Origin of the sequence: Phytoactinopolyspora halophila (genome assembly GCF_003287285.1) — a bacterium.
Classification (GTDB): Bacteria; Actinomycetota; Actinomycetes; order Jiangellales; family Jiangellaceae; genus Phytoactinopolyspora_A; species Phytoactinopolyspora_A halophila.
Window position 1 is genome coordinate 22,317 of record NZ_QMIG01000008.1, and the last position, 26,716, is coordinate 49,032.

The window sequence follows — 26,716 nt, forward strand, 5'->3', positions numbered from 1 at the left end:
GTTAGCTGGCGTTTGCTGGAGACGGCATTTTACGGACCTATGGGGGGCAAATTGGGGGCAAAATTGCCGTGATCCACCGGGGGTCCTAGCTCCCGACCACCCTTCCACAGACAGACAGGAGCTAGGACCAATGAACACCATACCCACGAACACCCATCCGCCCGCGTCGCTCCATTGGAACCAGAACGTCGACACGTCGCCGGCAGCGCACTACGCCGGCCACGTCGGCCGCGTCGTCGTCAACATAGGCGACGCCTCACTTTTCCTGTCGCCGGGCGCGGCTCTTGAACTCGCGCGAAGCCTGCAAGCCGCCGTCGACGCGTTCGAAGGTCACTGGACGCCGAACGGTGGTGATCCGCGATGAGCGATTTCGTGCCGAATTGGCAGATCCCGGTGTACATCGCGACGCAAGCTGCTGACTATTTGACCGCCCTGATCAGCGACGGCGCGTTCTCACCGGGCGCACGCCTGCCCAGCGAACGTCAGCTCGCGGACGAACTCGGCGTCTCGATCGGGACCGTGCGGCGAGCGACGCAGATCCTTCGGGAACGCGGTCTAGTGAAGACGCTGCCGTCCCGGGGCACCTACGTCAACGAGCACGTTCGCATTGGTGGTGGTCGGGATGAGTGATCAGATTACCGACATTCTCGACCGTCCCAACTACGGGGGGTGAGCCGTCGTGATCGACCTCACCATGACCGTTCGCTACGACGTCGACACCATGCCGGCCGTGCACCTGCACGACGGCGGCCGCCATGTCGTGCTGACGTTGACTAGTGCTGCCGACCCGTCCATCGTCGGCGAACTCGTCAAAGCCGCCTGTGCGGCCCGTGTGGACGCTCACGACGTGGATGGCATGCGCGCCTACCGCGACGCCGCACGCCGCAAGAATCAAGAAACGGAGTAACACCATGAAACGTCAATCGCTCTTCCGCGTGCTGCGGATCTGGGGCGACGCTAAGGCGGCCCAGCGCGGCCCTGAGGCGTACGCGAAACGGCGGGTGCGCCGCAAGGCACACCGAAGCCTTGCCCGGTGGCTCCGCAAGCTCTGAGAGCCACACAGCGCCACACACACGACAAGCGGCCCGCCACCCCGGAGGAACCCAGGGTGGCGGGCCGCTTCTTGCGATGGAGAAAACGAAGGTGCCGCACAGCCTACCCGGCCGACGGCTTGAACTCCCGCACACACGCGACGAACGGCCCGCTACCCGTAACCAGGTGGCGGGCCGTTTCGCGCGAATGGCGGTCGCTTCACCTCCAGAAAGACACGATACCCGCAGCTCACAGCATCATGAAGCACTTGCCACGGGGACACCGGCCGATATCGGGCTCGACCGGGCACGGACAATCCGACTCGTCCAGCTCCACCGGCTTCACCGGTTCCGGCCGGCCCGGCGACTCATCATCGTTTCGCTTATGCCACGCCATACGTCAGCCCCACCGCGCCCGGGCCGCGCGCCGCGCCCGGGCACTCCGATCCCGGTCAATCTGACGCACATTGCCACCCGCCGACGAACCCTCAACCGCCTCAGGCAACTTGAGCTGCGCAAGATGCTTACGTAGAGCTTCGCGTTGCTGCCGAACCTCACGCAGCAACGGCAACCGCGACGATTCAAGCTCACACTCGGCAAGCTCAGCGTCCAAATCCGCCACCGCGTCGGCCAGCCGGCACGCCGATTCGAGAACGGCCAACTCATCCGGACGCAACCCATACTCGCTGGTCACCGACCGCCACAGCCGACGGCCCGACTTCTTCAAGTTCACCGGCGCTTTCGCCATGATCACCAACCTACTTCCGCCGCGCACGCAAACAGTCGACCGTTAACCCCCACCGCGCTGAGCACCCCCAAGGGCGGGGAGTCCTCGCCCCGTGTCGGCGCCGCGTCCAGCCACGACGCGGCCCCGGCGCGGTTGGTGAGACGTCCGGCCGCGCGCGGTCGAAACGGCGAAACGTCGCGATTCGTTTCGTGTTTCGACCTTTTGCGCGCCCCTCCACCCCGGCCCCAAGGGGTGTGGAGGGGTGGGGCCGTTTGCGGCCGGCTCGTCTCGTTGTCCTCGGTGGGCGGCCCGGCCGGCTGCGTCGCGCGGCGACGGCCGGGCCGGCTTGGCTTGTCGCCTGCCCTGCCCCCGTACCCCCGGCGTCCCGGGGTGGCCATGCGCGGGGTGGGACGCCGTGCCCACCGAGGGGGTCATTGTTGAGCTGTGGGGGTCATTGTGGTGGATCGGGTGGGGCGAACGCCGTTTCGATCTCGACGACGATGTATCCGCCGTCGTCGGTGTGGCGTTCGATGACGCGGTGCCGGCCGTCGTTGGTGCGTTCGATACCGCGCCTATCGACGTACGTCGGCGTGTGCAGCGGTAGCTCACGTTTGGCCGACATGTTCACGCCGAGTCGGCCGGGTGCACGCAGAACGCCCGTGTGCAGGCCATCGAGGTGGCGGTCAACGGCTTGTTCGTACGCGCGCCACCCGCGTCCCGGTTCCTTGTCACCAGGGCTGGATGCCCCGCCCACCAGGCTTGGCATTAGTCGAGCCTCACGCCGAGTTCACGCAGCCGGGCACGTTCGCGTTCGCGTTCGCGGCGCTGCTCACGTTCGCGGTCGGATTCCAGCGGACGGTGCATCCGGTCGGCCACGTCGTCGGCGTCGCTGCGGGCCGTGTCGGCGGCGGCGCGCTGCCGCTGTTCACGTTCGTTGTGCTGGTCGAGTAGTTCGTTCAGGTCCGACATTGGTCACTCTCCTCCCCGTGCGGCCGACGCGGCCTCGGCGGACGATGCGCCCCCGTCGGCGACCGGACCGGCGCCCGTGCCATCCACGGCGTCGGCGATGCTGTTCACGTGCTCACGTTGAGCCCTCACCCACGCCACCGCGTCAGGGTCGCCGATGCCGGCTCGCCGGTGCATCGTCTCGTCGCGAGTTTCGTAGGTGTCGGGCAAGCTGCCCAAGATGGCCTCGGCGGCCTTGTGCACTTTGTTGAGTGCGCGAATCCGGTCGTCGCCGGTGCGTCCGAGAACGCCGTCCGCAAGCTTGAAAGCCTCGTCGAGAGCCTTTCGCTGCTTGTCTGGCAGTTGAAGATCGTCGAGCTCGTCGTTATAGACTGGCTCACCCTTGGCACGCCGAAGCAGGATTCGCGTGATTGGGTGCTTCAGAATCTTCCGGTTCTTCTGCCGCTCGTCCATTAGTGCTTCCTTTCCCCCGTCGGATTGACGGTATCAGAGATTTCTTGTAGAGGGTTCTGGTTCGCCCTCACGATGTCGAGAAATTGTCGGGCCTTTTCGATCGTGAGGCCGCGTCGGCGCAACGCGGCCAACGCGTGTGGATCTCGCCATTTGTTCGGTTGTTGGATTTCGTCGAGCGTGCGGTGTTGAAATTCGGGCATGCCGAATTCACCTCCCTTCAAGTTGTTAATTGGGGTACGCGGACGGGTCGCATGTTGGATGCGTGCCGGTGTCGGCGTGAACCGGATCGAGGGGTTCGCCACACGCGCGGCACGCCAAGGGAGCGCCTAGGGGTGCAAGGGAGCGGGAGTCGCGCACCCCGCTCCCTTGGCTCCCTTGAGAGCCGAAGGTGCTCACCGATCCCCGAAGATGTTCACCTGTTCGTGTGTGAGCATCTTCGGCATCTTCGTGAGCACCTTCGGGGGTGAGGGTCCACACCCAGTGCTGGCCGTCCTCCCCCGGCTTGCCTCGTTTGACCTTCCTCGCGCCGAGATCATCGGCGGCACGGCGGATCGTCATCCACGTGTGCCCGGCGTCTTGAGCCTCCTTTTTGATGTCTTTGACCGGTACATCTCGACCGTCCAGCAGATCCCGAAGGAATTCTTTCGCTTCGTCGCGGTCCGTCGTATTCTTCGGCCTGGCAGGAAACTCGGAAATGATGTCTTTCACGGACCGTTTCGACGTCCCGACGAATTCGAGCCGGGAAACTTTCGATTCACCTTCGGGTGTGTCGATTGAATACGGCTCGATGGAATATTCGAGTGATGGCAGATCTTCCCGGCCGACACTGTTCTTAATCGTCGACATGACGTATTTGACGCCTTGCCCGTTGCCCGGTTGCTGGAACTGTTCGGTTTCGTCTTGGTCGTCGTCGCGGTCTTCTTTGGCGAACGCCAAAGCGCCACGGATGATCTGACCGAACGCTGCCGAACCCGAGACCAGGTTCAGCGGGTCGCTGCCGCTGGCTTTGGTGAAGTGCGCGAGCCCCAAGATGGTGGCTTTGGTGGTGGTCTTGTCGGCCATGGTCCCGAGCGGTTCCAACGCCTGCCGGACTTCCCTGGCGCGGTAGTCGTTGAGTCCACCGTCAATCAGCGACAGAAGCGGGTCACACACGACCAAGCCAACCTGGTGGTCGTTGATGGCGTGTTCCAGAAGGGATATGTCGGATGGCAGTGTCAGCCGCGCGTGCGCTTCCTCGTCGTCGGTGACGTCGATTCGGAATACGCGGTCAAGGTTCGCCCCGGCCGCCATGAGCCGGGGCACGATGGTCATCTCCCACGAATCCTCACTTGCCGAGTAGATGACGCTTCGTGGTGCCTGCCAGAGCACGCCCGGCAGGTTTCCCGTCGTGATCCGCGCTGTGAGCCATGCCGCGAACTGTGACTTGCCGACACCGGCCCGGCCGACCGCTAACGTGAGCGAACCCGTGGGCAGCCGGCCTTCACCGTCTGCGGTTTCCCATAGCCACCGAACTGGCCGGGGTTTGATGGTCGACGCCGGGGTGAGTTTCAGGCGGCGTGTTGGCGTTTCCGGCTTGTCGAGCTCGTCGGGCTCGACCGTCACCAGGTCGGGCAGGCCGTGGCCGGCCGCGATGTGATCTGAGATGTCCTTGCCGGTCTTGGCCTGCCACACGGTGACGGTGCAGCCCAGGCCGGCGAGGATGTCACGCACTTGCTCGGCGTGTTTGATGCCGGGCTCGTCCCGGTCGGCGACGATGGCCACCGTGGCGCCCCGAAGTGGTGTCCAGTCGGCCTTGTGTGCCTTGCCCGCGCCCATGGCGTTGGACGTCGCCGTGTAGCCGAGCGATTCCACGGCATGAACATCCTTTTCGCCTTCGACCACGACGACGACCTGACCTGCCGCCACGGCCGCCGTGACCCGTTCCAGCCGGTACAACGCGCCACCCTTGGTGTTGCCTGACTGTTTGAAGGTCTTTCTAGGGATGTCGCTGAGGTCTAGCCCGCGATGCACCATCCGGCCGTCGTCGTATCGATACGCCGCGCCGGCCGAGTCGTCGTACAGGTCACGAAGAGACAGGCTGAGCGCTGCCACGACGTCGGCGGCGTCACACCCGGCGAAACAGTGGAGCAACACTTGACCTTCAATCCGCGTCACGGAGAGAGACGGATTTCGGTCGTCGTGGGCCGGGCATCGTGCCACGGCGCGGCCGTCGCCGCGCTGGCGCACACCGTCGAGCTTGCTCACGAGCCGGTCGAACGCGGCGCCGGCCACGGCCGGGCCGGATGGGGCCGGCTTGTTGGTGGCGGGCTGGGTGAAGGTCGTGGACGTCACTACGCCGCCACCCCCTCAGCCGCGAGAAGGTCCCGCAAGTCGAGAAGCTGGACCCGTATCCATTCCGGTTCTGGTATCCGGTCGTCTGCCAGCAGGTTGGCGGCAACGGTGAGCTGACGAATCCGAAATCGTCGCTGTGCCGGCGTGTCTGGTGGCCATTCGAACCACCACGGGCGGCCGGCGTGCTCGTGGTCGGCGAGCCGAACGGCGGCTTCGGTGAAGCCCGGATGGATGGTTGCTATTCTGGAGGCGCTGACCGCACCTTTTGTTTCGTGCCGCTCACCGGTGCCCGCCGGTGAGCGGCAGTTTTCGTTTTCGGTCACGCCAACGCCCTCCCGGAACTCCCCTCGGCGCGAGCGTCCTCGATGAACTGTTCGACGTCGCGCCGGTCGTATAGGACACGTTTTCCGATACGAAAGCTGTTCGGCCCGCGATCGATGTGGCGCCAGAACCGAAGTGTGGACTCGGAGGTCCGCAACAGTTCGGCCACCTCGCGAGTTGTCAAGTACTCGGACATTGAGATCCTCCCGTCGGCATCGTCGATCCAGTCCAGTCAGAATCGACTCACCAAGGTAATCACGGCTGACTCAACGTTGCAAGCCTGACGCGCAACAATTGACGGGACTAAACGAACCTGGCAGCATCAAACACGTGAAGGTACAAGGGCGTGGCGCACCGAATGACATCGTTGAGGCTGGCGACGGGTTGAAGATCCCGGCCCAGGTCACGGTGACGGCCGAGGACGTCAATGGCTACACGGCCGAACTGACGGCGCGTTATACGGCAGAATCCGGCCGCTACGAAGTCGACTGGCTCACCGTTCGTCGTGGCGACGACGGCCAAGAAGTAACGGGAGAAGGACTCCGGTCGATCCCGGTCGCGGCGATACTGCGTGACGGCATACTCAGCGCCTTGAGTGGCTTCACCCTGCTACAAGCTGGAGCCGCCCCCGAAGATCTGGGGCGCTCGGGCCCGACCGACGAGACACTCCGTTGGGTTGCGCGAGTGTATCGATTTGCGCTGCTCGTGGGTGATGCCCCCACGCAAGCTGTCGCGTCGTCCCTCGACATTCCGCGTGCAACGGCAGCGCGGTGGGTGACACGGGCGCGGGACCGGAGCATGCTCACCGTGTCCGATCCGCGCGGCGGCGGGAGGGGAGGCTAATGGCCACGGTTAAGCACGACGGCAAAAGGTGGAGGGCGCGCTACTACGATCCGTCAGGACAGCGGCGCGAGAAGCGGTTTGCGCGAAAGGTCGACGCTCAACGCTGGCTCGACGAGCAGACAGCCCAGCACATCACCGGAAGCTATGTAGAGCCAAAACTCGGGAAGATCACCGTTGCAGAGTGGGGCGAGAAGTGGCTTGAAACGAAAGCGTCTCGCGAGGAAACCACCCGTGCCCGGTACGCCAACGCCCTCCATACACACATAGCGCCAGCGTGGAGCGCCGTAACCATCGCGACCGTGACCCACGACCGATACCAAGAGTGGATCTCCAGCCTTTCGGTAGCTGGCCTGTCCCCGGCGTCCGTGGAGAAGATCCACGGGTGTTTCCGGCAGATGATGAAGTACGCCGTCAGGTCAAAGCGGATCGCGGCCAACCCGTGCGAAGGTGTCACGCTACCGACCGTCACGCCAGCTAAGAAGCGGTATCTGAGTGCTGAGCAGGTCGACGGCCTGACGAACGCGGTTTCCCCCGTGTGGTCGGTGGAAACCAAACGGCCGGCAACGCCGTGGTGGCTCGTGGTCTTCGTGCTGGCCTACTGCGGACTCCGTTGGGGGGAGATGGCGGCCCTACACGTTCGAGACGTCGACATGCTGCGGCGTCGCCTGTTCGTCGAGTGGAACGTGGTGGAGGTCGACGGCGGCAAGCTGGTCTGGAAGCTACCCAAAGACCACGAGCGTCGTTGGGTGCCGTTCCCCCGGTTCTTGGTCGACGGCTTGACGGCGCACATCGAAGGCAAGGGTCCGGATGACTTGCTCTTCGCCTCGCCCCACGGGGCCGTTCTGCGGGTGCGTAACGCTCGCCGTTCCTGGTTCGACCGGGCTGTGGTGGCCGCTGGTCTACCCGAGGGTTTTCATCCGAACGAACTACGCCACACGGCGGCGTCGCTGGCCGTGTCGGCCGGGGCCAACGTGAAGGCAGTTCAGCGGATGCTTGGTCACGCGAAAGCGAGTATGACGCTCGACGTCTACGCGGACCTCTTCGACGCCGACTTGGAAGCCGTCGCTGACCGTCTCGACGAGATCGCGACTCGGGCGCGTGGGGGCAATTTGGGGGCGACTGATGACGTTGCCGAGCTTGAATCTCGCCGGAAAGGCGCGTGACCTGCAATGATAAGAGTGGAGACGAGGGGACTCGAACCCCTAACCCCTGCCTTGCAAAGGCAGTGCTCTGCCAGTTGAGCTACGCCCCCGGGCGGCTAGCCGAACACAAGGGTAACGCCTATCAGCCTGACGAACGAATCGCGTACCACCTCGCGGATGTCCGCAACTGCGGTACATCAATATTCCCACCAGGCCGGGAGCTCCGGCCCGATGGGAACCGGTGATGTGATTTCACGTCAACTCACGTCGATTGGAGAGGAATGCCCTGCCTGAGACGTCAGCTCTGGTCGGCAGGAGGCACGGGATCGGTGGCCTCGGCCCACAGGTCTCGTTCCTCCTGGCTCGACTGGTATCGGCGATAGCCGAGGTAGCCGCCAACGGCTACGAGCGCAGTGAGCAGGATTTTCTTCTTCGACACGATGGTCCGCCTCCAGTTCATCGTCGATGTCACTGCGAGGCTAACTCACCGGTCTTCATCACGCCCACCGGATCGCTCGATCTCCGTCATCCCCGGCGTCGATGTCATCCGTCTACCTCTGTCACAGCCTCGTCGCGAGTCATGGGGTTCTGCTTGACCCAGTCCTGGGTCTGCTCGTGAGCCCGATCGATGTACTGCCTGAGCCGTTCGGGATCTATCCGCCACTGTCCACGGCCACCCATCTTCATAGCAGGCAGCTCGCCACTGCGCACGAGCGCATAGACCTGAGCAGAAGAGGTATTGAGTAGCTCGGCAACATCAGCGAGTGTCAGCAGCTTGTGCTCCATGACGTCAGCATAAGCCCGATAGCGCTCAATTCGATGCCCTCAGGGGAGCCGATCTATGAGTTTTCCTACCGGTACGCGCGTGTTGCGAGTAGGCGACGTCAGGTAGAACCGTTCACGCTCAACCAGCCGAGAACTCGACACCATTGGAGCGCGCTGGCGAGTGTATGAGGCGCACATGGTTCACCTCGACATCTACACTGCCTGTGTTGACAGCGACCACAACGACCCAGCTTGGGTCGTCAGTGAGACGATCACTTGATCACAAGCCAACGGCGTCGGCCAGCAGGTCAACCTGGTCGGGGTCTCCGTCGTTTCCCATGAAGATGAGCTCATGACAGCCGACGTTCTTGACGTCGGATACGGCCGACGCAATGTGGTCCGATTCGGTGTGGGCAATCCCTATGCCGTATTCGACGTACTCGTCGCCGTCGAATGCGTAGTACGAGCGCAGTGCCCTCGACACCGTGTCGTGAGCATTCGGACCCAACGCATACATAATCGACGCGATCAGCCGCGGACTGCCGGAACGACCCGTAGATGTCCACGCCCCCTGCAGCCGCGGCACGTCGCGCATCCGGCCTTCTGGAGGGGCAGAACAAGCTGGTGGGCCTAACTGGACTTGAACCAGTGACCTCTTCCTTATCAGGGAAGCGCTCTAACCGTCTGAGCTATAGGCCCATCTCCGATGGATCGACCAGAAGACTACCTCACCCGGGCCGACCCACCCAAACCGGCCGCTGCGACGGTAGCCACTCGGATCAATCATCCTCGGCGAGGGTGAGTTCCAGACCTCCGAGCAGGCTTGCGGAGAGGTTATACAGGAATGCGCCTAGTGTCGCCAACGCCGTGATGAGCACCACGTTCACCACACCGATCAGCGTAGTGAATCCGAGCACGCGAGATAGCTCCACATACTGATTGATGTCGACGCCATCACTCGTGCTGGATGACGTGAAATCGAACACGATCTCGCTGATGGCCGCGAACACGCCGGCAGCATCCAACACCGACCACAGCACTGCCACGGCGACGAAGAGCGCGACTCCAAGCGCCACGGCAAGCAGGAACGCCGTCTTCATCACCGACCAGGGATCAACACGAACCAGTCTGAGACGTGCCTTGCGCACTCGCCCCGGCCGTCGCATGCTGGATGGACGCTGGGACGCCACGGGCCGCTCCTGATCGTACTTGCGCTCGTCGCGCATCGGCTGAGCATCCAGGCTCGTCTGGGTGTCATCCGTCGGAGCCTGAGGTTGCGGCGCCGGAGGAGCCGTAGGGGCAGCCGCGGCCGCGTTCTGGCTAGCTGCCACCTGGCCCGCAGATGGCGGCGGTACCGGCTCGGGTCGAGGCCCACGCGGTGGGCCGGGCGGCCGGGGCGCTGGCTGTCGAGCGCGCGCCTGGGACTCTTCTGCTGCCTGAACGACGGCTGGCGGCTCTGGCGACTCTTGATCGGCCTGGGACGATTGCTCCACGGCCTGATCCTCGGACGGAGGCGGCGGATTCTCCGGGGCGGCCGGGTTCGATTTCTTTGGTCGTGTCTTCCGCCGATTCGGTGTGGCCGAGCGCGCAGCTGCGGCACCACGCGGACCCGCCGTGGGTGTGCTCTGTCCGGACGTGCGGCGGGGCTGGACTGCGGGATCCGGCGGTGCGCTGTTTCCGTTCGGCGACGAATCGGATGAAGCGCGCGACGGCTCGTTCGCGATGTCAGACGACTGTTGACGTATCTCGTCACCCGAGGGTCGACTACCCCCGTCGGAACTCGTCACGAGCCATCACCTTCCGCATCACTCTCATCTTCTGGTGTATCGAGTACTTCGGACGTACCGCCTTCATCCTCGACACTCCCGGCAATAGCCACCACTGTGTCATCGGATCCCAGCGAGACGAACTTGACCCCCATAGTGTCACGGCCCTTGGCGGGAACATCACTCACCAAGCTCCGTGTCACTCCGCCGGAGGCACGTACGGCAAGTACCTCGTCGTTCTCCCCGACCACGAGGGCGCCCACCAAGGAGCCTCGATCTTCATTGATCTTCATGGCTTTGATGCCGAGTCCACCCCGGCCTTGTATCCGATACTCCTCCACCGCGGTCCGTTTCGCGAACCCACCATCTGTGACGGTGAAGACATACGAGTCGGTTCCGTCGCGGACGATCGACATGGAGAGCAATTCGTCCGTATCGCGGAACTTCATTCCCACCACGCCGCTGGTGGCACGTCCCATGGGCCGCAGGTGCTCGTCGGTAGCAGTGAAGCGGATTGCTTGAGCCTTACGCGAGACGAGGAGAATGTCGTCGTCGGAGCTGACCAGCTCGGCTCCGATGAGTTCGTCGTCCTCTTGCCGGAACGTGAGGGCGATCACTCCTCCAGCCCGGTTGGAATCATACTCCGAAAGCCGGGTCTTTTTGATCATCCCGTGCTTTGTGGCCAGCACTAGATAAGGCGCCTGCTGGTAGTCACGCAAGGTCATGACCTTGGCGATCTTCTCGTCCGGCTGGAAGGCCAGCAGGTTCGCCACGTGTTGACCCCTCGAATCGCGTGCCATCTCAGGTAGCTCGTATGCCTTCGCTCGGTACACCCTCCCTCGGTTCGTGAAGAACAGTACCCAGTGATGCGTCGTGGTCACGAAGAATTGGTCGACGACGTCGTCCTCACGCAGCTGTGCTCCGCGGACTCCCTTGCCTCCACGCCTTTGCACTCGGTAGAGGTCAGCCTTGGTGCGCTTGGCATAGCCACCGCGCGTGATGGTGACTACCACGGGTTCCTCGGTGATGAGGTCCTCGACCGTCAGGTCGCCTTCGGCCGGGACGATGTGCGTGCGCCGCTCGTCCCCGTACTTGTTGACGATCTCGGCCAGTTCGTCCCGGATGATCTGATACTTGCGCGGGTCGGAAGCAAGAATGTCCTCGAGATCGGCGATCTCGGCCACGAGCGTGTCGTGCTCGGTTTGCAGTTCGTCCCGAGACAGCGCGGTCAGCCTGCGCAACTGCATGTCGAGGATCGCAGTGGCCTGTATCTCGTCAATCTCGAGGAGCTGCATGAGGCCGGTACGTGCTTCCTCGACGTCAGCAGAGCGGCGAATCAAGGCAATGACTTCGTCGATCGCGTCGATAGCCTTCAACAAGCCGCGAACGATATGCAGCCGATCACGCTTCTTACGCAGCCGGAACTCGGTGCGGCGCCGGATGACTTCGACCTGGTGAACGACCCAGTGCCGGACGAATCCGTCCAGCGACAATGTGCGCGGCACACCGTCGACTAGTGCCACCATGTTGCAGCCGAACGTCTCTTGCAGCTGCGTGTGCTTGTAGAGATTGTTCCGTACGACGGTGGGTACCGCGTCTCGTTTGAGGACGACGACGAGTCGCATCCCGGTGCGTGACGAGGAATCGTCACGGAGATCGGCGATACCGGGAACCTTGCCCGAGTCGGCCAACTCGGCGATCTTGCGAGCCAAGGCGTCCGGGTTCACCTGGTAGGGGAGCTCGGTGATGATCAGGCAGGTCCGTCCCCGGTCGTCCTCCTCGACCTCCACCACGGCGCGCATAGTGACCGACCCTCGGCCGGTGCGATACGCCTGTTCGATACCGCTGGTGCCGACGATCAGACCGTTGGTCGGAAAATCCGGACCCTTGATCCGCTGGAGAAGTGCCTCCAACAGCTCTTCGCTGCTCGCTTCCGGGTGCTCGAGATACCAGTCGACGCCGGCCGCTACCTCACGGAGGTTGTGTGGCGGGATGTTGGTAGCCATTCCCACGGCGATGCCGCCCGAGCCGTTGACCAGCAGGTTGGGAAACCGGCTCGGTAGGACGTCCGGTTCGGCGCCGCGGCCATCGTAGTTCGGCGAGAAGTCGACGGTATCTTCGTCGATCTCGCGAACCATCTCCATAGCCAGGGGAGCCATGCGACATTCCGTGTACCGCATCGCGGCCTGACGATCATCGCCGCGGGAACCGAAATTGCCCTGCCCCTTGACCAGCAGGTACCGCATGGACCACCACTGGCCAAGGCGGACGAGGGTGTCGTAGATGGCGGAGTCGCCGTGGGGATGGTAATTCCCCATGACGTCACCGACCACACGTGAACACTTCGAAAACCCCCGGTCAGGGCGATATCCGCCGTCGAACATGGCGTACAGAACGCGCCGATGAACAGGCTTGAGACCATCCCTGACATCAGGCAGGGCTCGGCCCACAATGACGGTCATCGCATAGTCGAGATAGCTGCGTTGCATCTCGACTTGCAGATCGACAGGCTCTATCCGAGATCCAGGGCCAGGCTCGTCGGCCGTGGTGATGTCGTCAGTCACTGATCGTTCCTCTTAGATGTCCAGGAAACGGACGTCACGGGCATTACGCTGGATGAACATTCGCCGGCTCTCGACGTCTTCTCCCATCAATGTGCTGAAGACCTCGTCAGCTTGCGCGGCGTCGTCGAGTGTCACCTGCATCAGCAAACGCTGATCGGGATCCATCGTCGTTTCCCATAACTCGTCGTCGTTCATCTCGCCGAGCCCTTTGTAACGCTGGATACCCTCGTCTTTCGGCAGTCGCTTACCGGCCGCTTGTCCGGCCTGGACCAGGGCATCCTTCTCTCGCTCCGTGTAGGCGTACTCGAACGGAATGTCCTTGCCCGACCACTTGATCTTGTACAGAGGTGGGTGGGCCAAGTAGACATGCCCGAGCTCGATGACCGGCCGCATGAAACGGAACAGCAGAGTCAGCAGAAGCGTCTGAATATGCTGGCCGTCCACGTCCGCATCGGCCATCAAGACGATCTTGTGGTAGCGGAGGCGGTTTATGTCGAAGTCGTCATGTACTCCCGTGCCCAGGGCGTTGATGATCGCCTGGACCTCTTGATTCTGAAGGATCTTGTCGATCCTGGCTTTCTCCACGTTGAGGATCTTGCCCCGGATGGGAAGGATCGCCTGGATCTTGGGGTCGCGTCCTTGCTTCGCCGGACCACCTGCGGAGTCTCCCTCGACAATGAAGAGTTCGCACTGTTCAGGGTCAGTCGATTGGCAATCCGCGAGCTTGCCAGGCAGGCCAGCGCCGCCCATGAGACCCTTGCGGCTCCGGGCAGCATCGCGTGCCTTGCGAGCAGCAACTCGCGCCACCGCAGCACTCTGCGCCTTGCGAGCGATGAGCTTGCCCTCGGTGGGGTTCTGTTCGAACCACTCGCTCAGCTGCTCGTTAACTATTTTCTGCACAAAGCTTTTGGCCTCGGTGTTGCCCAGTTTGGTCTTGGTCTGGCCTTCAAACTGTGGTTCGGCCAGCTTGATGCTGATGATCGCCGTGAGTCCTTCACGAACATCGTCACCAGTCAGATTGGCGTCCTTCTCCTTGAGCACGCCCCATTCTCGCGCGAATCGGTTCACCAGTGACGTCAACGCGGCCCGAAACCCCTCTTCGTGGGTTCCTCCCTCGTGCGTGTTGATCGTATTGGCGAACGTATGAACTGACTCGGTGAACTGGTCGTTCCACTGCATCGCCATCTCCAGGCTCATCGCCTGGCCATCACCGTTCTCGGAGTCCGCCTCGAACGAGACGATCGTGCGGTGAACCGGCGACTTCGCCGAGTTGAGATGCTTCACGTAGTCCACCAAGCCATCGGCATATTGATAGTGGACCTCACGCGGAACGGCAGGCTCGGTTGTTTCGATCTCGTCCGGATCGCCGTCGTCTCGACCCTGCGGCCGCTCGTCCCTGAGCACGATGTTCAGACCCTTGTTCAGAAAGGCCATCTCGCGGAACCGGGTACTGAGCGTCTCGAAGTCGTACGTGGTGCTCTCGAAGATCTCCTCGCTCGCCCAGAAGGTGACAACCGTTCCGGCACGATCGGTAGCTTCGTGCCGCTGCAGGGGTACCTGCGGAACGCCCTTCACGAACTCCTGGGTCCAGCGATAGCCATCCCGGTAGACCTCCACCTCGAGCCTGCTGGACAAGGCATTGACCACCGAGACACCAACGCCGTGCAACCCTCCGGACACCTTGTATCCGCTGCCGCCGAACTTGCCTCCCGCATGGAGCTGCGTTAAGACGAGCTCGACCGCTGGCTTCTTCTCGATCGGATGTTCGTCAACTGGGATGCCACGGCCGTTGTCGACGACGCGTACGCCACCGTCGGCGAGCAAAGTGATCTCGATGGTGTCACATATCCCGGCGAGAGCCTCGTCGACGGAGTTGTCGACCACCTCGTAGACGAGGTGATGGAGCCCACGTTCACCCGTGGAACCGATATACATGCCAGGCCGCATGCGAACGGCCTCGAGACCTTCAAGTACTGTGATGTCGCTGGCATCGTAGGACGCGATCTCGTCCGTCACGAACGGGGACCTCCTGCGTAGAAGAGAAAATCACAAGGCGCCCTACTCTCCCTGCTGGCCGCTGAACAGGCCCCCAGGAGACCGAGCGGCCTATGTGGGCACTTCAAGTCTACCCTCTATGCGAGCTGAACGCTGCCTGTGCGGCCCACAAATGCCGCTTGTGCCGCACAACTCCCCTGAGATTAATCCCCATACGAGAGAGCCCCCTTTCACAACGTCAGCGGGCCGCACATCAGCCGTCCCTGATGGCTCATCCATATGTGTCCCGCGGTCCCCTTCCACGCACCCGCAAGCGTCCTCGTGTCCAGGAACGGGATTGCGGGCCGAGGACCTTCACCTCGGTGACCGTGCCGTGGCCAACCTTCTGATTGATCGTTCGGACCAGGTCCGACGCGAGCATGCGCATCTGGGTGGCCCATGCCGTCGACGACGCTCGCACGGTCAGCACGCTCTCGTCGTAAGACACCGGAGCAACGTGTGCCGCGACCTCGGAGCCGACGAGCTCGTCCCACCGGGCGATCACAGCATGAACGGAGAGATCTGTCTCCCACCCATGCTCGTTCGCGAGTTTCTTCACCGTAGACGCCACCGGCTGCGGGTCCCGCTCGTCCGGAGCAGGGCTGCTCCATCCCGAGCCCGACGACGACCGAGACGTCGCTCTCCCGCGTCGCGAGCTCTTGCCGGTAGCTGCCCGGGAACTGCCGCCACGTCCAGCCTTCGCGCGGGCAACGAGAGCCTTGGCCAGATCGACACCATCGGGTTTCCATTCGTCGTTGCCTTCGCTCATGCGACCCTCCTGAGGTCATTGCCGAGCACATCGATACGAGCACCGTCGAGTCGTTCCGGGACGTCGTCGGCCACCGCTGCCGTGACGAGTACCTGTTCGGCCGTGCCGACCAGCTCCGCCAGCCGCTCGCGCCGACTCGTGTCGAGCTCCGCGAAGACGTCATCGAGAACGAGAACGGGATCGCTGCCCAAGGAACGAAGAAGGTCGAACGACGCCAAACGCAATGCCAGCGCCAACGACCAGGATTCGCCCTGGCTCGCGTATCCCCGCGCCGGCAGCGGACCGAGGGAGAGGACGAGGTCGTCTCGGTGTGGGCCTACCAGCGACACACCTCTGTCGATTTCATCTCGGCGAAGCTCGCTCATGGCCTGGGTCAAAGCGTCCGCAAGATGCTCACGGTCTGGCGTGAGCGTGACATCTGGCCCCATCGAGGACTTGTAATCCAGCCGTGCGTCGGCAGGCGCCGGAGAGGCCTCGGAGCCAGCCACGGACTGATATGCCTTCGCCACCAAGGGCCGGATCGCATCGACGAGTTCCAGGCGGGCGGCCAACAGCTCCGCCCCGGCCCGAGCCAGGTGGGCATCCCAGATGTCGAGGGTTTGCAGATCTGGCCCGCCACTGCCTCGCGTTGAGCGTGCCGCCGTGCCGGCGGACTTCAACAGTGCATTGCGCTGTTTGAGAACTCGCTCGTAATCCGAGCGTACTCCCGCGTATCGGGGAGCACGTGCGACGAGCAACTCGTCAAGATACCGCCTGCGCTCACCTGGATCGCCCTTGACCAGCGAAAGGTCTTCGGGTGCGAAGAGAACAGTGCGCACGACGCCGAGAATCTCACGGGCTCGGTTAACCGGTGAGCGATTGAGCCGTGCCCGGTTCGCCTTACCCGGTGTGATCTCGACTTCGACCAACGATGGACGCGCGGTCTGATCAGTGGCGGAGATACTCGCCCGCACGATGGCGCGCTCGGCGTCCACACGCACCAACGGCGCGTCCTGGGCTACCCGGTGGCTTCCCAGAGTCGCGAGATAGCCGATCGCCTCGACCAGATTGGTCTTGCCTTGTCCGTTCGGACCGACGAATGTCGTTACACCAGGGTCGAGTGGGAGTTCGACCTGCGGATAGGACCGGAAGTCGACGAGGGAGAGGTGAGCGACATACATCAGAACCGACTCAGCCGGATCCAGCAGTACTTTCGTTCGGCCCGGCCGATCGCACGGAATGACCACCGAACTGCTGGCGCAGCGCGGCCACGGCGCGCATAGCCGGTGAATCGCTCTGCCGTGAGGCAAACCGAGCGAAGAGCGCGGCGGCCATGGTGGGCGTTGGCACCTCACTCTCCAGCGCTTCGGCGACAACCCAGCGACCTTCACCAGAATCCTCGACGTAACCGACGAGCTCGGACAGCGACGGGTCTTCGTCGAGAGCTTCAACCAAGAGATCAAGGAGCCATGACCGCACGACCGTACCGCGCCGCCAGGCGTTGAAGACACCGGGAACGTTCGTCACCCGATCCGAAGCCTCGAGCAACTCGAAACCTTCGGCATACGCCTGCATCAAACCATATTCGACGCCGTTGTGCACCATCTTGGCGTAGTGACCTGCGCCAACGTCTCCAGCATGAACGAAGCCTTCCTCCCGGGGACCGTCGGGACGCAAGGCATCGAAGATGGGCATGAGCCGCTCGACGTATTCCGCGTCCCCGCCGACCATGAGCCCGTACCCGTGTTCTCTTCCCCAAATGCCACCGGAAACACCGCAATCGACGTAGCCGATGCCTTTGGCTCCGAGCATGCGTGCATGCTCCAGGTCTTCGGTGAACCTGGAGTTGCCACCATCGATCACGATGTCACCAACGCTGAGTAACTTCGTGAGCTCAGCGACGAGGGAGTGGGTCGGCTCTCCGGACGGCACCATCAGCCACACGGCGCGCGGTGTGGACAGCGAGTCCACGAGATCGGTCAGGGTCCGGACGTCGGACACTTCCGGGTCCAGGGCGTAACCCACAACTTTGTGCCCTGCTTCGCGTAGGCGCTCTCGCATGTTGTGACCCATGCGACCGAGGCCTACGAGACCCACCTGCACGCTGTTCTCCTCCTTGAACGTTTCGGTGACGCTTTGAAGGGTGAACGCAAGATCAGCTGGACAGCCGGATCGGCATCGCCAGGTAGCGATAACCCGACGACGGCTCCCCTTCGAGGCTATCTATTCCCTGGATGACGACGGGTTTCATGGGAGTATCTGTGAACGACATGTGTACGAACGGCGTCCCGAGGGCTTGCAATCCGTCGAGGAGATAGCTCGGATTGAAGCCCGTGGCGATCCCGGGGCCATCGACCTGTGCTGGCAAAGCCTCGGACGCCTGTGCGTCCTCGCCGCTTCCCGCTTCCAGGACCAGCTGACCGTCGCCGAACGCGAGCCGGACGGGAGTGTTCCGCTCGGCCACGAGTGCGACTCGTTTCACCGAATCGACCAACGAGTCGATCTCGATCCGCGCAACCGTAGCGATCTCGGTAGGGAAGAGTCGACGATAATTGGGCACCCATTCGCCGTCGATCAGCCGACTGGTGGTGTGGCGACCGCCACCGGCAAGACCGATCAAGCTGTCATCTGATTCGCCGCCAAGCGCGAGTGTGACGTCCCCAGCAGATGCCAGGGTCTTGGCCGCGTCGACGAGCGTGCGCGCGGGGACGAGCGCCACACCGGTGAGGTCGGGACGGACCGGGTTCCAGGTGATCTCTCGTACCGCGAGCCGGTAGCGATCGGTAGCGCCAAGCGTGACGGTCTCGCCATCGATCTCGATCCGGATGCCCGTGAGCGTGGGCAGCATGTCGTCGCGCCCGGCCGCGACGGCGACCTGTCCGACGGCTTCAGCGAACGTGGTGCCGTCGACGGTGCCAGAGGCCGACGGCAGCTGGGGAAGCTCGGGGTATTCCTCGACCGGCAGGGTGACGAGCGTGAAGCGGGCGCTACCACAGGTGATGACGACCTTCGAGCTATCGGCCGAGAACTCCACAGGCTTGGCCGGAAGCGAGCGAGCGATGTCGGCCAAGAGCTTGCCCGAAATGAGTGCCGTGCCCGGATCGGCGACCTCGCCTTCCACAGAGACCCGGCCGGACACCTCGTAGTCGAACGACGAAAACGTCACCGTGCCGTCGCTCGCATCGAGCCTGAGACCTGCGAGCACGGGCACCGTCGGTCGACTGGGCAGGGTGCGTGCCGTCCAGGCGACAGCATCGGCAAGTACGTCACGTTCGAGCCGGAACTTCACCGGTGTCACCGTCCTCCCTGCAGGGCAAATGCGCCACGTACACGCTGTTTGTTCTCCACGGCTGGTCTGTCTGCGCGGTCACCATCGTTGTTAGTCATCCTCCCACGAAGCGGTGACAGTCGGGGATGACTGGTGGAATCTGCGAGGCGTTGCTGTCGGCTTTCCACAGGAGTGCGGGCACCCGGGGATTGTGTGTCTGTGTTGTCCATAAGAGTCTCGTCTTCTTCGTAGGGCCGGTGGAAACTGTGGATGAAGGGTATCTGCCGAGGTCATAGCGGCTCATCCTGTCCACGTACATTGTGGGGTGGCGAGGTGGACGACGTGGACGGCGAACTGTTTTCCACGACGTGCACGCGAGCATCCCCCGAGCATCCACGGGCATGCAGGAGGGATCCACAGAGTTGTCCACAGGTTGTGAGAAGTGGATGTGCACTCGTGGGGGCGATATCGAGGCCACGAGACTCATGCCTGACGCGCTTGTTGTTTGATGCGATTGGTGAGCTCGGTCACCTGGTTGAACACACTTCGCCGCTCGGCCATCAGGGTTCGCACCTTCCGTTCGGCGTGCATGACTGTCGTGTGGTCACGACCGCCGAAGTGTTGGCCGATCTTGGGCAGTGACAGGTCGGTGAGCTCGCGACAGAGGTACATGGCTATTTGACGTGCGGTGACGAGCACCCGGCTACGACTCGTGCCCTGAAGATCTTCGATGGTCAGGCCGAAGTAGCCAGCGGTCTGGGCCATGATGGTGGCCGCGCCGATTTCCGGACCGGTATCTGTGGGTACGAGGTCGCGGAGAACGACCTCAGCGAGGTTGAGCTCGACCGGCTGGCGATTGAGGCTCGCGAATGCCGTGACCCTGATGAGAGCACCCTCGAGCTCGCGGATGTTCGTAGCGATCTTGCTCGCGATGTATTCGAGCACCTCTGGAGGTGCGTTGAGATTGTCCTGCGCGGCCTTCTTGGACAAGATCGCGATGCGTGTCTCCAGGTCAGGGGGCTGAACGTCGCATATGAGCCCCCATTCGAACCGATTGCGCAGCCTGTCCTCGAGCGCGGAGAGTTGCTTTGGTGCGCGATCGGACGTGATGACGATCTGCTTGCTGGCGTTGTGCAGCGTGTTGAAGGTGTGGAAGAACTCCTCTTGAGTCTGGATCTTTCCTTCGAGGAACTGGATGTCATCGATCAAGAGGACATCGACGTCGCGATAGCGTCGCTGGAAGGCGGACGCCTTGTCGTCGCGGATCGAGTTGATGAAGTCGTTGGTGAACTCCTCCGAGCTGACATAGCGAACTCGGGTGCCGGAGTACATATCCCGCGCGTAGTGCCCGATGGCATGCAGGAGATGAGTCTTGCCTAGACCGGAGTCGCCGTACACGAGAAGTGGGTTGTACGCCTTGCCGGGGGCTTCGGCGACGGCAACGGCGGCGGCATGGGCGAACCGGTTGCTCGAACCGATGACGAAGGTGTCGAAGGTATATCGCGAGTTGAGATGTGGTGCCTCTACCTCGGGCCGTGTCGGATTCTCGCCGATCGGTGAATCGATGACGGCATGCCGTAGCGGCGGTCCAGCGTCGATGTGATCCTCGCCGCCAGCGGCGGGAGAGACCTGTCTGGGTACGGGGCGGTCCGGTTCGGCCACGTCGCGACTGGATTCGTGACCTGAGCCGTGGTCCTCGTCCACGACGGATCCGTTTCCGGCGGCCTGCTCTGCGGTAGGCGTGACACTGATGGCCAGTGAGACGGACTGGCCCAAGACGATGGTCAATGCCTCGACGAGTGGGGCGCGCAGACGCTGTTCGATCTGGGAACGAGCGAACTCACTCGGAACGGCGATGACGGCGGTGCCTTCGACGAGGGTGACCGGGCGCGCCTGGGAAAGGAATGCTCGTTGCTGTGGCCCGATCCGCTCGCTGTCGAGTGCATCGAGGGCCTTGGCCCACGCGGCGGCGAAGTCGCCGGTCGGCTGCTCGGTCACGAGATACTCCAAACTGGCGGAATGTGACGCCACTCCGATCGAAGTTGTCCACACCATCTTCCACAGGGTGTGGAAGATGGCCATCGCATCCAGGCTGAGTCATGATTATAGACTTGACCTGCATTGATGCCCGCCATGAACGGTGCGCCACCTTCTGTCCGTCAGTGCTTTAGGTCACGTGACGCTAACAATATGGCGGCCGGCGTTCAACCGATGTCCACAGGTTCGGATGGGCGAGCACCGGCGTGTCGCTATCCTGTCATGCGCGGCCGCGATGAAATTCTGGCGGGTTACACTTGTGAGTGTCTTGCTCGACAGATGACGGGGCGCGGCTTCGGAGGATGTGAGGACGTCGGCGTTGACGGATCAACGTCTCGGTTTGACCTCATATGCTTCGGGCGCGTACCGTTAATCGGTCCGACGAGGACTCCATTTCGTGTGCGCACGATGCGCGTGCGGCCGGCCAGAATCCGGGAGCGTCGTCGGTCAGGACATCGTAGAGAAACTGTAAGCCTGTCTCATCGATCTTCAGGAGCCCGGACGTGAAGCGCACCTTCCAGCCGAACAACCGTCGTCGGTCCAGGACTCACGGCTTCCGGCTGCGCATGCGTACGCGTGCCGGCCGTGCCATCGTCTCGGCTCGGCGCCGGAAAGGCCGTTCCAAGCTGACCGCATGAGCCAGGCGGTGGGGTGCTGAAGACGGAGCACCGGCTGCGGCGCGCGGAGGACTTCAAAGTGACGATGCGCCGCGGCAAGGCGGCGAGCACGGCATCGGTCGTGGTGCATGCGGTGATGACGAAGGAGCGACGCCCGGCGAAGGTAGGCTTTGTCGTAGGTCGTGCAGTAGGAGGCGCTGTGGTACGGAATACCGTGCGCCGTCGCCTTCGGCACCTGATGGCCGATCGCGTGGACGAGTTGCCGCCGGGAACTAATGTCGTCATACGGGCGCGCCCGGCCGCGGCCGGTATGTCCAGCGCCGTGTTGGCGTCGTACCTCGATCGCACATTGCCCGACGCTTTGCGCCGTGCGCGAGGTCGCTAGATGTCGAGGCTCATTGCGGCGCTGCTGAAGGCGTATCGGCTGGTGGTGAGCCAGCTGTACCTTCAGACATGCCGCTATTACCCCTCATGTTCGGCCTACGCCATCGGTTCGGTCGAAACCCATGGCGCGCTGCGTGGTGTCTGGCTTGCATTGCGCCGCCTCGGCCGGTGTCACCCGTGGTGTGCCGGTGGTGTAGATCTGGTGCCGACACCTGAGAACTATCGGTGGTGGGGACGCGCCGCCGGAACCGATGGTGAAGACCACGACGTTTCTCACGAAACGACGCCCAACCACGTCCCGAACGTTCCAGCCTGCCGAGGAGCCTGAGCACCCGTGGATACCGTTCTTGCCCCGTTGTACTTCCTGGTCAGCTGGATCATGATCGGCTGGCACTGGTTGTTCGCCGATCTCTTGGGGATTGGTCATGATGGTCTGAATTGGACGTTGTCGATCATCGGCCTTGTGGTCGTCATTCGGGTGCTCCTCATTCCGCTGTTCGTGCGGCAGATCAAGTCGCAACGCAAGATGCAATTGCTGCAGCCGCAGCTACGTGAGCTACAGAAGAAGTACAAGGGCGATCGCGAACGTCTCCAGCAGGAGACGATGAAGCTTTACAAGAATACGGGGACGAACCCGTTCGCCTCGTGTCTACCGATCTTGCTGCAAGCTCCCTTCTTCTTTGCGCTCTTCCGGGTGCTCGATGGGATCGCGAATGAGCATCCGCGCGGCGCGTTCGAGAGCCAGGTCTCGTTGTTCGAGTCGGCCCGGGGGGCCGAAGTGTTCGGCGCGCTGCTCTCCGATTCGTTCTTGGCTACCGATGTCATCCAGACGCGAATCATCGCGATGGTCATGGTGGCCGGGATGGTCAGCTCGCAGTTCATCACGCAGCGCCAGATCATGCGGAAGAACATGCCAAAGGAGTCCCTGGAGGGACCATTTGCTCAACAGCAGAAGATCCTGCTGTACGTGTTGCCACTGATCTTCTTGTTCACTGGCGTGTACTTCCCCCTCGGTACGGTCCTCTACTGGCTCACGTCGAATATCTGGACGATGGGACAGCAGCTCTTCGTCATCAGGCGAATGCCCGCACCTGGCAGCGAGGCGGAGAAGGCGCAGCAGCGCCGGCAGGCAGAGAAGGCGAGGCGTAAAGGACTGACGGTCGCCGAACCCGAAGAAGCTCCGAAGGTCGAGCCGGGGCAGCAGAACGGCGAGGTCGAGCAGACCAGGCAGCAACCGAAGAAGACGAGCCGCGCTGCGCGTAAGAAGAAGCGGAAGTGAGCCGGCGTGGTACGTGCCCCCGAATGATGGTCTTGTTGTGAGGAGTCAGTGGTGAGCGAGGCGGAATCGAAGAGCGGTGCTGATGAGAGTGCCGAGACGGTCGGTTCGGTCGATCTGAGATTGCTGGAACGCGAGGGAGACATCGCGGCGGACTATCTCGAAGGTCTGCTCGATATCGCTGACTTGGACGGCGACATCGACATGGATGTCGAGAACGACCGTGCGATGGTGTCGGTCGTGGGTGACGGACTCGATTCGCTCGTGGGGACCGACGGGAAGGTCTTGGACGCCCTGCAAGACCTGACGCGTCTGGCCGTGTGGCGCGAAACGGGTGAACGAACGCGGCTGATGCTCGACATTGGAGGTTACCGGTCGCGGCGGAAAGGCGAGCTGGTAGAGCTGGCCAAGCGCGCTGTCGAGACGGTTCGGGCGTCTGGAGAGTCGGAGTCGCTGGGAGCGATGACACCCTTCGAACGCAAGATCGTGCACGACGCCGTGGCGGAGGCGGGACTCCGTAGCGAATCCGAGGGTGTCGAGCCGCGTCGGTACGTCGTGGTCATGCCAGCGTGACTGGCGATTACCAAGACGAGGTTTCACGTGAAACGGTCGGGGAACCTCCGCCGGCCGCACGAGTTGTCTTTGGTGCTCGGCTCGAGCTTGCTCGGCAATATACGGAATGGCTTGCCGACGCCGGTATCGAGCGGGGGCTCATCGGGCCGCGGGAGGTACCGCGGCTATGGGAGCGGCACGTTCTGAATTGCGGGGTCGTCGCGGATCTCGTCGACACGAACGAGTCGGTGGCTGACGTCGGATCGGGTGCTGGCTTGCCCGGCATACCGATGGCGATCGCACGCAGCGACGTGAGTGTGACGCTGATCGAGCCGATGCAGCGCCGTATTCGGTTCCTCGAGGAGACCGTCGATCTGTTGGGGCTCGACCATGTCACGGTTGTCCGAGCCCGGGCGCAGGATCACGTTCCTCCGGAACCTTTCGACGTCGTGACGGCGCGGGCGGTAACCAAACTGGCAGATCTGGCAGCGTGGAGTTCATCGCTGTTACGGCCCGGCGGACGATTGATGGCGTTGAAAGGTGCGTCGGTCCACGATGAACTGCGTCAGGCAGTGAAGACTCTACGTAGGCTGGGAGCATCGTCGTGGACCGTGGAGACAGTCGGTGATGGTGTTGTCGACCAAGCTACGGTTGTCGCGGTGGTGACAATGGGACAGGGTGGGTGAGCGCGCGGAAGGAATTCCTGAGAGTATGACGTCGGTGGTACATGGTCTCGGCTGGCCGTACGTGGAGAAGGCGGAGCCGGGAACGGGGGATGGACCAGTCGGATGGCTGGTCGAGCATGAGGCATCGAAGCTTCCACATACGGAACGACCTCTTAAGGATGGACGGGTGAGCAGTGACGAGCTGAACGTCCAGCGAGACGTTCTCCCCGACGCACCAAGCGCTGCGGGCTTCGCCGCATTCGGTGGCGAGGATTCGCTGGCAGATTCCGATACACCTATCGCACGTGAGGCTGCGGCCGCCCTGATGGCAGTTGGGCGCAGCCGCATGCCCATGCCGAAGCCTGCCGAGCCACGCGTGATGGTGGTGGCTAACCAGAAGGGTGGCGTCGGCAAGACCACGACGGCCGTCAATCTTGCCGCCGCGATGGCCGTGAGTGGCCTGAAGGTGTTGGTCGTCGACCTGGATCCTCAGGGGAACGCTTCCACGGCGCTCGGCATTGATCATCACGCCGAGATTCCGAGCGTGTACGACATCTTGATCGACGAGTCGCCGATGGATGGCATCGTTCGAGAGGTCGAAGGATTCGATAGCTTGTGGTGTGTTCCAGCAACGATCGATCTGGCTGGCTCGGAGATCGAGCTCGTGTCGTTGGTTGCACGTGAATCACGGCTTCGGAAGGCGATCAAAGCCCACGTAAAGGGGGAGCCGAGCCGGTATGATTATGTCTTCATCGACTGTCCACCCTCGCTGGGACTGTTGACGGTCAATGCACTCGTCGGTGGAGACGAGGTACTGATCCCGATTCAGTGTGAGTACTACGCACTCGAAGGTTTGAGCCAGCTACTGAAGAACATCGACATGGTGCGAGCCCATCTCAATCGGGAGCTGGCGGTGTCGACGATCATTCTGACGATGTTCGACGGCCGGACCCGGCTGGCGGCGCAGGTGGCCGATGAGGTTCGGAGGTACTTCGGTGACACCGTGTTGAGCACAACGGTTCCGAGGTCGGTCCGGATCAGCGAGGCGCCGAGCTATGGCCAGACGGTGATGACTTACGATCCGGCGTCGAGTGGTGCGCTGTCGTACCTGGAAGCGGCCCGCGAGATAGCGGAATCGGTGGCGGGGCCAGATGAGAAGAGCGGGGAGAGCGACGAATGACAGAACGTCGGCGAGGTCTGGGTCGTGGTCTGGGCGCGTTGATTCCGACGGCTCCGGCAGACGGGGCAGATGCGCCCGAGGGCTCGATCGAGGACGCCGGCTCGCCGGCTGCGGTCGACCTGGATGTGTCGGCGGAACAGATGGATGGAGCGACGGTTTCACGTGAAACATCGGCACCGGATGAGGAACATCTTGTTCCCGTATCCGGAGCGACGTTCGCCGAAATCCCCGTCGACGCGATCACGCCCAATCCCCGCCAGCCCCGCCAAGACTTCGACGAAGACTCGATGGAGGAACTGGCCTACTCGATTGGCCAGGTCGGCCTGCTGCAGCCCATCGTGGTGCGTCAGCTTGGCGGAGGTCGATACGAGCTCGTCATGGGGGAACGGCGCTGGCGGGCCAGCCAGCGCGCGGAGCTGGCGACGATTCCGGCGATCGTCCGTTCCACCACGGACGACGAGATGCTCCGAGACGCACTCCTGGAGAATCTGCATCGGAGTGAGCTCAACCCACTCGAAGAAGCGGCGGCCTATCAGCAGCTCCTCGACGATTTCTCATGCACTCATGACGAACTGGCCGAGCGCATTGGGCGTAGCAGACCACAGATCTCCAACACGCTGCGCCTCCTGAAGCTGCCACCGCTCGTACAGCGTCGCGTGGCCGCTGGTGTGCTGTCGGCAGGCCATGCGCGTGCGCTGCTCGGTGCGGACGCCGCGACACAAGAGCGGATGGCTCAGCGAATCGTTGCCGAAGGTCTGAGCGTCCGGTCGGTCGAAGAAATCGTCGCGATGGGTGATGACGAGACAGCTCCACAGTCGAAGAAGCGGAAGCCCAAGCCGGTGGCCCCGCGACTGGACGATATCGCCTCCGCGCTGTCCGAACGTCTGGAAACTCGGGTTAAGGTCGACTTGGGACGGAGCAAAGGAAAGGTCACCATCGAGTTCGCCAGTATCGACGATCTCGATCGAATCGTAGCCGCGATCGATCCCTCAATTTCATCGGCGAACCAACAAACGAACCAGTAGCCTCTCCGACTTCGAGCTGGC

General features: G+C 62.8%; 32 protein-coding genes and 2 tRNA genes. 14 read left to right on the plus strand and 20 right to left on the minus strand.

Annotated features, from left to right (window positions below; all coding sequences use genetic code 11):
- Positions 1 to 130: 130 nt before the first annotated feature.
- From DPM12_RS10575 to DPM12_RS23430, 4 genes are read left to right on the plus strand one after another with little or no spacing between them, the layout of a single operon-like run.
- Positions 131 to 364, plus strand: coding sequence for a hypothetical protein (locus DPM12_RS10575; protein ID WP_112258294.1), 234 nt, complete (start codon positions 131 to 133; stop codon positions 362 to 364).
- The gene (locus DPM12_RS10580) at positions 361 to 630 is read left to right on the plus strand and encodes a winged helix-turn-helix domain-containing protein (protein WP_112258295.1); all 270 of its coding nucleotides are present in this window, start codon (positions 361 to 363) and stop codon (positions 628 to 630) included. Before DPM12_RS10575 ends, DPM12_RS10580 begins: the two co-directional genes overlap by 4 nt.
- A gap of 49 nt (positions 631 to 679) precedes the next feature.
- Positions 680 to 907 (plus strand): hypothetical protein, encoded by a 228-nt coding sequence (locus DPM12_RS10585; protein ID WP_112258296.1) that lies wholly within the window; start codon positions 680 to 682, stop codon positions 905 to 907.
- Positions 908 to 911: 4 nt separating this feature from the next.
- On the plus strand, positions 912 to 1,052 hold the full coding sequence (locus tag DPM12_RS23430) for a hypothetical protein (RefSeq protein WP_164465263.1): 141 nt from the start codon (positions 912 to 914) through the stop codon (positions 1,050 to 1,052).
- A gap of 379 nt (positions 1,053 to 1,431) precedes the next feature.
- Here the strand turns inward: DPM12_RS23430 and DPM12_RS10590 are convergent, their stop codons facing one another.
- The 7 genes from DPM12_RS10590 to DPM12_RS10620 form a co-directional block, all read right to left on the minus strand.
- Entirely contained in the window at positions 1,432 to 1,779 is a 348-nt protein-coding gene (locus DPM12_RS10590; RefSeq protein ID WP_123788223.1) for a hypothetical protein, read from the minus strand.
- Between the two features lie 430 nt (positions 1,780 to 2,209).
- Complete coding sequence (locus tag DPM12_RS10595) at positions 2,210 to 2,524, minus strand: hypothetical protein (RefSeq protein ID WP_112258298.1); 315 nt, start codon at positions 2,522 to 2,524, stop codon at positions 2,210 to 2,212.
- A complete protein-coding gene (locus DPM12_RS10600) occupies positions 2,524 to 2,727 on the minus strand; it encodes a hypothetical protein (RefSeq protein WP_112258299.1) in 204 nt (67 codons plus the stop codon). The genes DPM12_RS10595 and DPM12_RS10600 overlap by 1 nt, the downstream gene beginning before the upstream one ends.
- 3 nt (positions 2,728 to 2,730) lie before the next feature.
- Positions 2,731 to 3,177, minus strand: coding sequence for a hypothetical protein (locus tag DPM12_RS10605; protein WP_112258300.1), 447 nt, complete (start codon positions 3,175 to 3,177; stop codon positions 2,731 to 2,733).
- A 225-nt stretch (positions 3,178 to 3,402) separates the two neighbouring features.
- The gene (locus DPM12_RS10610; RefSeq protein ID WP_112258301.1) at positions 3,403 to 5,508 is read right to left on the minus strand and encodes an AAA family ATPase; all 2,106 of its coding nucleotides are present in this window, start codon (positions 5,506 to 5,508) and stop codon (positions 3,403 to 3,405) included.
- Positions 5,508 to 5,831 carry a hypothetical protein gene (locus tag DPM12_RS10615; protein WP_112258302.1) on the minus strand — a complete coding sequence of 108 codons (324 nt, stop codon included), beginning with the start codon at positions 5,829 to 5,831 and terminating at the stop codon, positions 5,508 to 5,510. Before DPM12_RS10615 ends, DPM12_RS10610 begins: the two co-directional genes overlap by 1 nt.
- Positions 5,828 to 6,025: a helix-turn-helix transcriptional regulator gene (locus DPM12_RS10620; protein WP_112258303.1), complete on the minus strand. Its 198-nt coding sequence runs from the start codon at positions 6,023 to 6,025 to the stop codon at positions 5,828 to 5,830. The genes DPM12_RS10615 and DPM12_RS10620 overlap by 4 nt, the downstream gene beginning before the upstream one ends.
- A 134-nt stretch (positions 6,026 to 6,159) precedes the next feature.
- Here DPM12_RS10620 and DPM12_RS10625 point away from each other — a divergent pair, with 134 nt between their 5' ends.
- Together DPM12_RS10625 and DPM12_RS10630 are read left to right on the plus strand one after the other, a co-directional pair.
- Positions 6,160 to 6,672 carry a hypothetical protein gene (locus DPM12_RS10625; RefSeq protein ID WP_211658782.1) on the plus strand — a complete coding sequence of 171 codons (513 nt, stop codon included), beginning with the start codon at positions 6,160 to 6,162 and terminating at the stop codon, positions 6,670 to 6,672.
- Positions 6,600 to 7,835 (plus strand): tyrosine-type recombinase/integrase, encoded by a 1,236-nt coding sequence (locus DPM12_RS10630; protein ID WP_211658783.1) that lies wholly within the window; start codon positions 6,600 to 6,602, stop codon positions 7,833 to 7,835. Before DPM12_RS10625 ends, DPM12_RS10630 begins: the two co-directional genes overlap by 73 nt.
- Before the next feature lie 16 nt (positions 7,836 to 7,851).
- Here the strand turns inward: DPM12_RS10630 and DPM12_RS10635 are convergent.
- The 13 genes from DPM12_RS10635 to dnaA all read right to left on the minus strand — a co-directional run bounded on the left by DPM12_RS10635 (position 7,852) and on the right by dnaA (position 21,041).
- Positions 7,852 to 7,924, minus strand: a tRNA-Ala gene (locus DPM12_RS10635).
- Positions 7,925 to 8,112: 188 nt separating this feature from the next.
- On the minus strand, positions 8,113 to 8,253 hold the full coding sequence (locus DPM12_RS23195) for a DLW-39 family protein (RefSeq protein WP_164465259.1): 141 nt from the start codon (positions 8,251 to 8,253) through the stop codon (positions 8,113 to 8,115).
- A 104-nt stretch (positions 8,254 to 8,357) separates the two neighbouring features.
- Positions 8,358 to 8,600 (minus strand): helix-turn-helix domain-containing protein, encoded by a 243-nt coding sequence (locus DPM12_RS10640; RefSeq protein ID WP_112258305.1) that lies wholly within the window; start codon positions 8,598 to 8,600, stop codon positions 8,358 to 8,360.
- Between the two features lie 259 nt (positions 8,601 to 8,859).
- Positions 8,860 to 9,174 (minus strand): hypothetical protein, encoded by a 315-nt coding sequence (locus DPM12_RS10645; protein WP_123788222.1) that lies wholly within the window; start codon positions 9,172 to 9,174, stop codon positions 8,860 to 8,862.
- 27 nt (positions 9,175 to 9,201) lie between these two features.
- A tRNA-Ile gene (locus DPM12_RS10650) sits at positions 9,202 to 9,278 on the minus strand.
- Between the two features lie 80 nt (positions 9,279 to 9,358).
- Positions 9,359 to 9,805, minus strand: coding sequence for a DUF3566 domain-containing protein (locus DPM12_RS10655; RefSeq protein WP_112258307.1), 447 nt, complete (start codon positions 9,803 to 9,805; stop codon positions 9,359 to 9,361).
- Between the two features lie 557 nt (positions 9,806 to 10,362).
- Positions 10,363 to 12,834: a DNA gyrase subunit A gene (gyrA, locus tag DPM12_RS10660; protein ID WP_211658789.1), complete on the minus strand. Its 2,472-nt coding sequence runs from the start codon at positions 12,832 to 12,834 to the stop codon at positions 10,363 to 10,365.
- 87 nt (positions 12,835 to 12,921) lie between these two features.
- Complete coding sequence (gene gyrB / locus DPM12_RS10665) at positions 12,922 to 14,925, minus strand: DNA topoisomerase (ATP-hydrolyzing) subunit B (RefSeq protein WP_211658784.1); 2,004 nt, start codon at positions 14,923 to 14,925, stop codon at positions 12,922 to 12,924.
- A 250-nt stretch (positions 14,926 to 15,175) separates the two neighbouring features.
- Positions 15,176 to 15,712 carry a DciA family protein gene (locus DPM12_RS10670; protein ID WP_112258309.1) on the minus strand — a complete coding sequence of 179 codons (537 nt, stop codon included), beginning with the start codon at positions 15,710 to 15,712 and terminating at the stop codon, positions 15,176 to 15,178.
- Positions 15,709 to 16,872 (minus strand): DNA replication/repair protein RecF, encoded by a 1,164-nt coding sequence (gene recF / locus DPM12_RS10675; protein ID WP_112258310.1) that lies wholly within the window; start codon positions 16,870 to 16,872, stop codon positions 15,709 to 15,711. The genes DPM12_RS10670 and recF overlap by 4 nt, the downstream gene beginning before the upstream one ends.
- Positions 16,873 to 16,882: 10 nt before the next feature.
- Positions 16,883 to 17,794, minus strand: a complete 912-nt coding sequence (gene gnd, locus DPM12_RS10680; protein WP_112258311.1) for a phosphogluconate dehydrogenase (NAD(+)-dependent, decarboxylating) — start codon at positions 17,792 to 17,794, stop codon at positions 16,883 to 16,885.
- A 52-nt stretch (positions 17,795 to 17,846) separates the two neighbouring features.
- On the minus strand, positions 17,847 to 18,980 hold the full coding sequence (gene dnaN, locus DPM12_RS10685; protein ID WP_112258312.1) for a DNA polymerase III subunit beta: 1,134 nt from the start codon (positions 18,978 to 18,980) through the stop codon (positions 17,847 to 17,849).
- A 462-nt stretch (positions 18,981 to 19,442) separates the two neighbouring features.
- Positions 19,443 to 21,041: a chromosomal replication initiator protein DnaA gene (dnaA, locus tag DPM12_RS10690; protein ID WP_281269649.1), complete on the minus strand. Its 1,599-nt coding sequence runs from the start codon at positions 21,039 to 21,041 to the stop codon at positions 19,443 to 19,445.
- A gap of 458 nt (positions 21,042 to 21,499) precedes the next feature.
- Between dnaA and rpmH the strand changes: the two genes are divergently transcribed.
- The 8 genes from rpmH to DPM12_RS10730 all read left to right on the plus strand — a co-directional run bounded on the left by rpmH (position 21,500) and on the right by DPM12_RS10730 (position 26,695).
- The gene (gene rpmH / locus DPM12_RS10695; protein WP_112258313.1) at positions 21,500 to 21,634 is read left to right on the plus strand and encodes a 50S ribosomal protein L34; all 135 of its coding nucleotides are present in this window, start codon (positions 21,500 to 21,502) and stop codon (positions 21,632 to 21,634) included.
- A 13-nt stretch (positions 21,635 to 21,647) separates the two neighbouring features.
- Positions 21,648 to 21,998, plus strand: coding sequence for a ribonuclease P protein component (rnpA, locus tag DPM12_RS24125; RefSeq protein ID WP_112258314.1), 351 nt, complete (start codon positions 21,648 to 21,650; stop codon positions 21,996 to 21,998).
- On the plus strand, positions 21,999 to 22,325 hold the full coding sequence (yidD, locus tag DPM12_RS10705; protein ID WP_112258315.1) for a membrane protein insertion efficiency factor YidD: 327 nt from the start codon (positions 21,999 to 22,001) through the stop codon (positions 22,323 to 22,325).
- Between the two features lie 6 nt (positions 22,326 to 22,331).
- On the plus strand, positions 22,332 to 23,276 hold the full coding sequence (gene yidC, locus DPM12_RS10710; RefSeq protein ID WP_211658786.1) for a membrane protein insertase YidC: 945 nt from the start codon (positions 22,332 to 22,334) through the stop codon (positions 23,274 to 23,276).
- A 51-nt stretch (positions 23,277 to 23,327) separates the two neighbouring features.
- The gene (locus DPM12_RS10715) at positions 23,328 to 23,846 is read left to right on the plus strand and encodes a Jag family protein (RefSeq protein ID WP_112258316.1); all 519 of its coding nucleotides are present in this window, start codon (positions 23,328 to 23,330) and stop codon (positions 23,844 to 23,846) included.
- Entirely contained in the window at positions 23,843 to 24,511 is a 669-nt protein-coding gene (rsmG, locus tag DPM12_RS10720) for a 16S rRNA (guanine(527)-N(7))-methyltransferase RsmG (protein ID WP_112258317.1), read from the plus strand. Before DPM12_RS10715 ends, rsmG begins: the two co-directional genes overlap by 4 nt.
- A 304-nt stretch (positions 24,512 to 24,815) precedes the next feature.
- Complete coding sequence (locus DPM12_RS10725; protein ID WP_112258338.1) at positions 24,816 to 25,670, plus strand: ParA family protein; 855 nt, start codon at positions 24,816 to 24,818, stop codon at positions 25,668 to 25,670.
- Entirely contained in the window at positions 25,667 to 26,695 is a 1,029-nt protein-coding gene (locus DPM12_RS10730) for a ParB/RepB/Spo0J family partition protein (protein WP_112258318.1), read from the plus strand. Before DPM12_RS10725 ends, DPM12_RS10730 begins: the two co-directional genes overlap by 4 nt.
- The last annotated feature ends 21 nt before the right edge of the window (positions 26,696 to 26,716 follow it).

Coding starts and splice junctions, on each gene's coding strand:
- DPM12_RS10575 (WP_112258294.1), top strand. CDS start 131: ATGAACACCATACCCACGAACACCCATCCGCCCGCGTCGCTCCATTGG.
- DPM12_RS10580 (WP_112258295.1), top strand. CDS start 361: ATGAGCGATTTCGTGCCGAATTGGCAGATCCCGGTGTACATCGCGACG.
- DPM12_RS23430 (WP_164465263.1), top strand. CDS start 912: ATGAAACGTCAATCGCTCTTCCGCGTGCTGCGGATCTGGGGCGACGCT.
- DPM12_RS10590 (WP_123788223.1), bottom strand. CDS start 1,779: ATGGCGAAAGCGCCGGTGAACTTGAAGAAGTCGGGCCGTCGGCTGTGG.
- DPM12_RS10595 (WP_112258298.1), bottom strand. CDS start 2,524: ATGCCAAGCCTGGTGGGCGGGGCATCCAGCCCTGGTGACAAGGAACCG.
- DPM12_RS10600 (WP_112258299.1), bottom strand. CDS start 2,727: ATGTCGGACCTGAACGAACTACTCGACCAGCACAACGAACGTGAACAG.
- DPM12_RS10605 (WP_112258300.1), bottom strand. CDS start 3,177: ATGGACGAGCGGCAGAAGAACCGGAAGATTCTGAAGCACCCAATCACG.
- DPM12_RS10620 (WP_112258303.1), bottom strand. CDS start 6,025: ATGTCCGAGTACTTGACAACTCGCGAGGTGGCCGAACTGTTGCGGACC.
- DPM12_RS10640 (WP_112258305.1), bottom strand. CDS start 8,600: ATGGAGCACAAGCTGCTGACACTCGCTGATGTTGCCGAGCTACTCAAT.
- DPM12_RS10645 (WP_123788222.1), bottom strand. CDS start 9,174: ATGCGCGACGTGCCGCGGCTGCAGGGGGCGTGGACATCTACGGGTCGT.
- DPM12_RS10655 (WP_112258307.1), bottom strand. CDS start 9,805: ATGCGCGACGAGCGCAAGTACGATCAGGAGCGGCCCGTGGCGTCCCAG.
- gyrA (WP_211658789.1), bottom strand. CDS start 12,834: ATGCAACGCAGCTATCTCGACTATGCGATGACCGTCATTGTGGGCCGA.
- DPM12_RS10670 (WP_112258309.1), bottom strand. CDS start 15,712: ATGAGCGAAGGCAACGACGAATGGAAACCCGATGGTGTCGATCTGGCC.
- recF (WP_112258310.1), bottom strand. CDS start 16,872: ATGTATGTCGCTCACCTCTCCCTCGTCGACTTCCGGTCCTATCCGCAG.
- dnaA (WP_281269649.1), bottom strand. CDS start 21,041: ATGGCCATCTTCCACACCCTGTGGAAGATGGTGTGGACAACTTCGATC.
- yidD (WP_112258315.1), top strand. CDS start 21,999: ATGTCGAGGCTCATTGCGGCGCTGCTGAAGGCGTATCGGCTGGTGGTG.
- DPM12_RS10725 (WP_112258338.1), top strand. CDS start 24,816: ATGGCAGTTGGGCGCAGCCGCATGCCCATGCCGAAGCCTGCCGAGCCA.
- DPM12_RS10730 (WP_112258318.1), top strand. CDS start 25,667: ATGACAGAACGTCGGCGAGGTCTGGGTCGTGGTCTGGGCGCGTTGATT.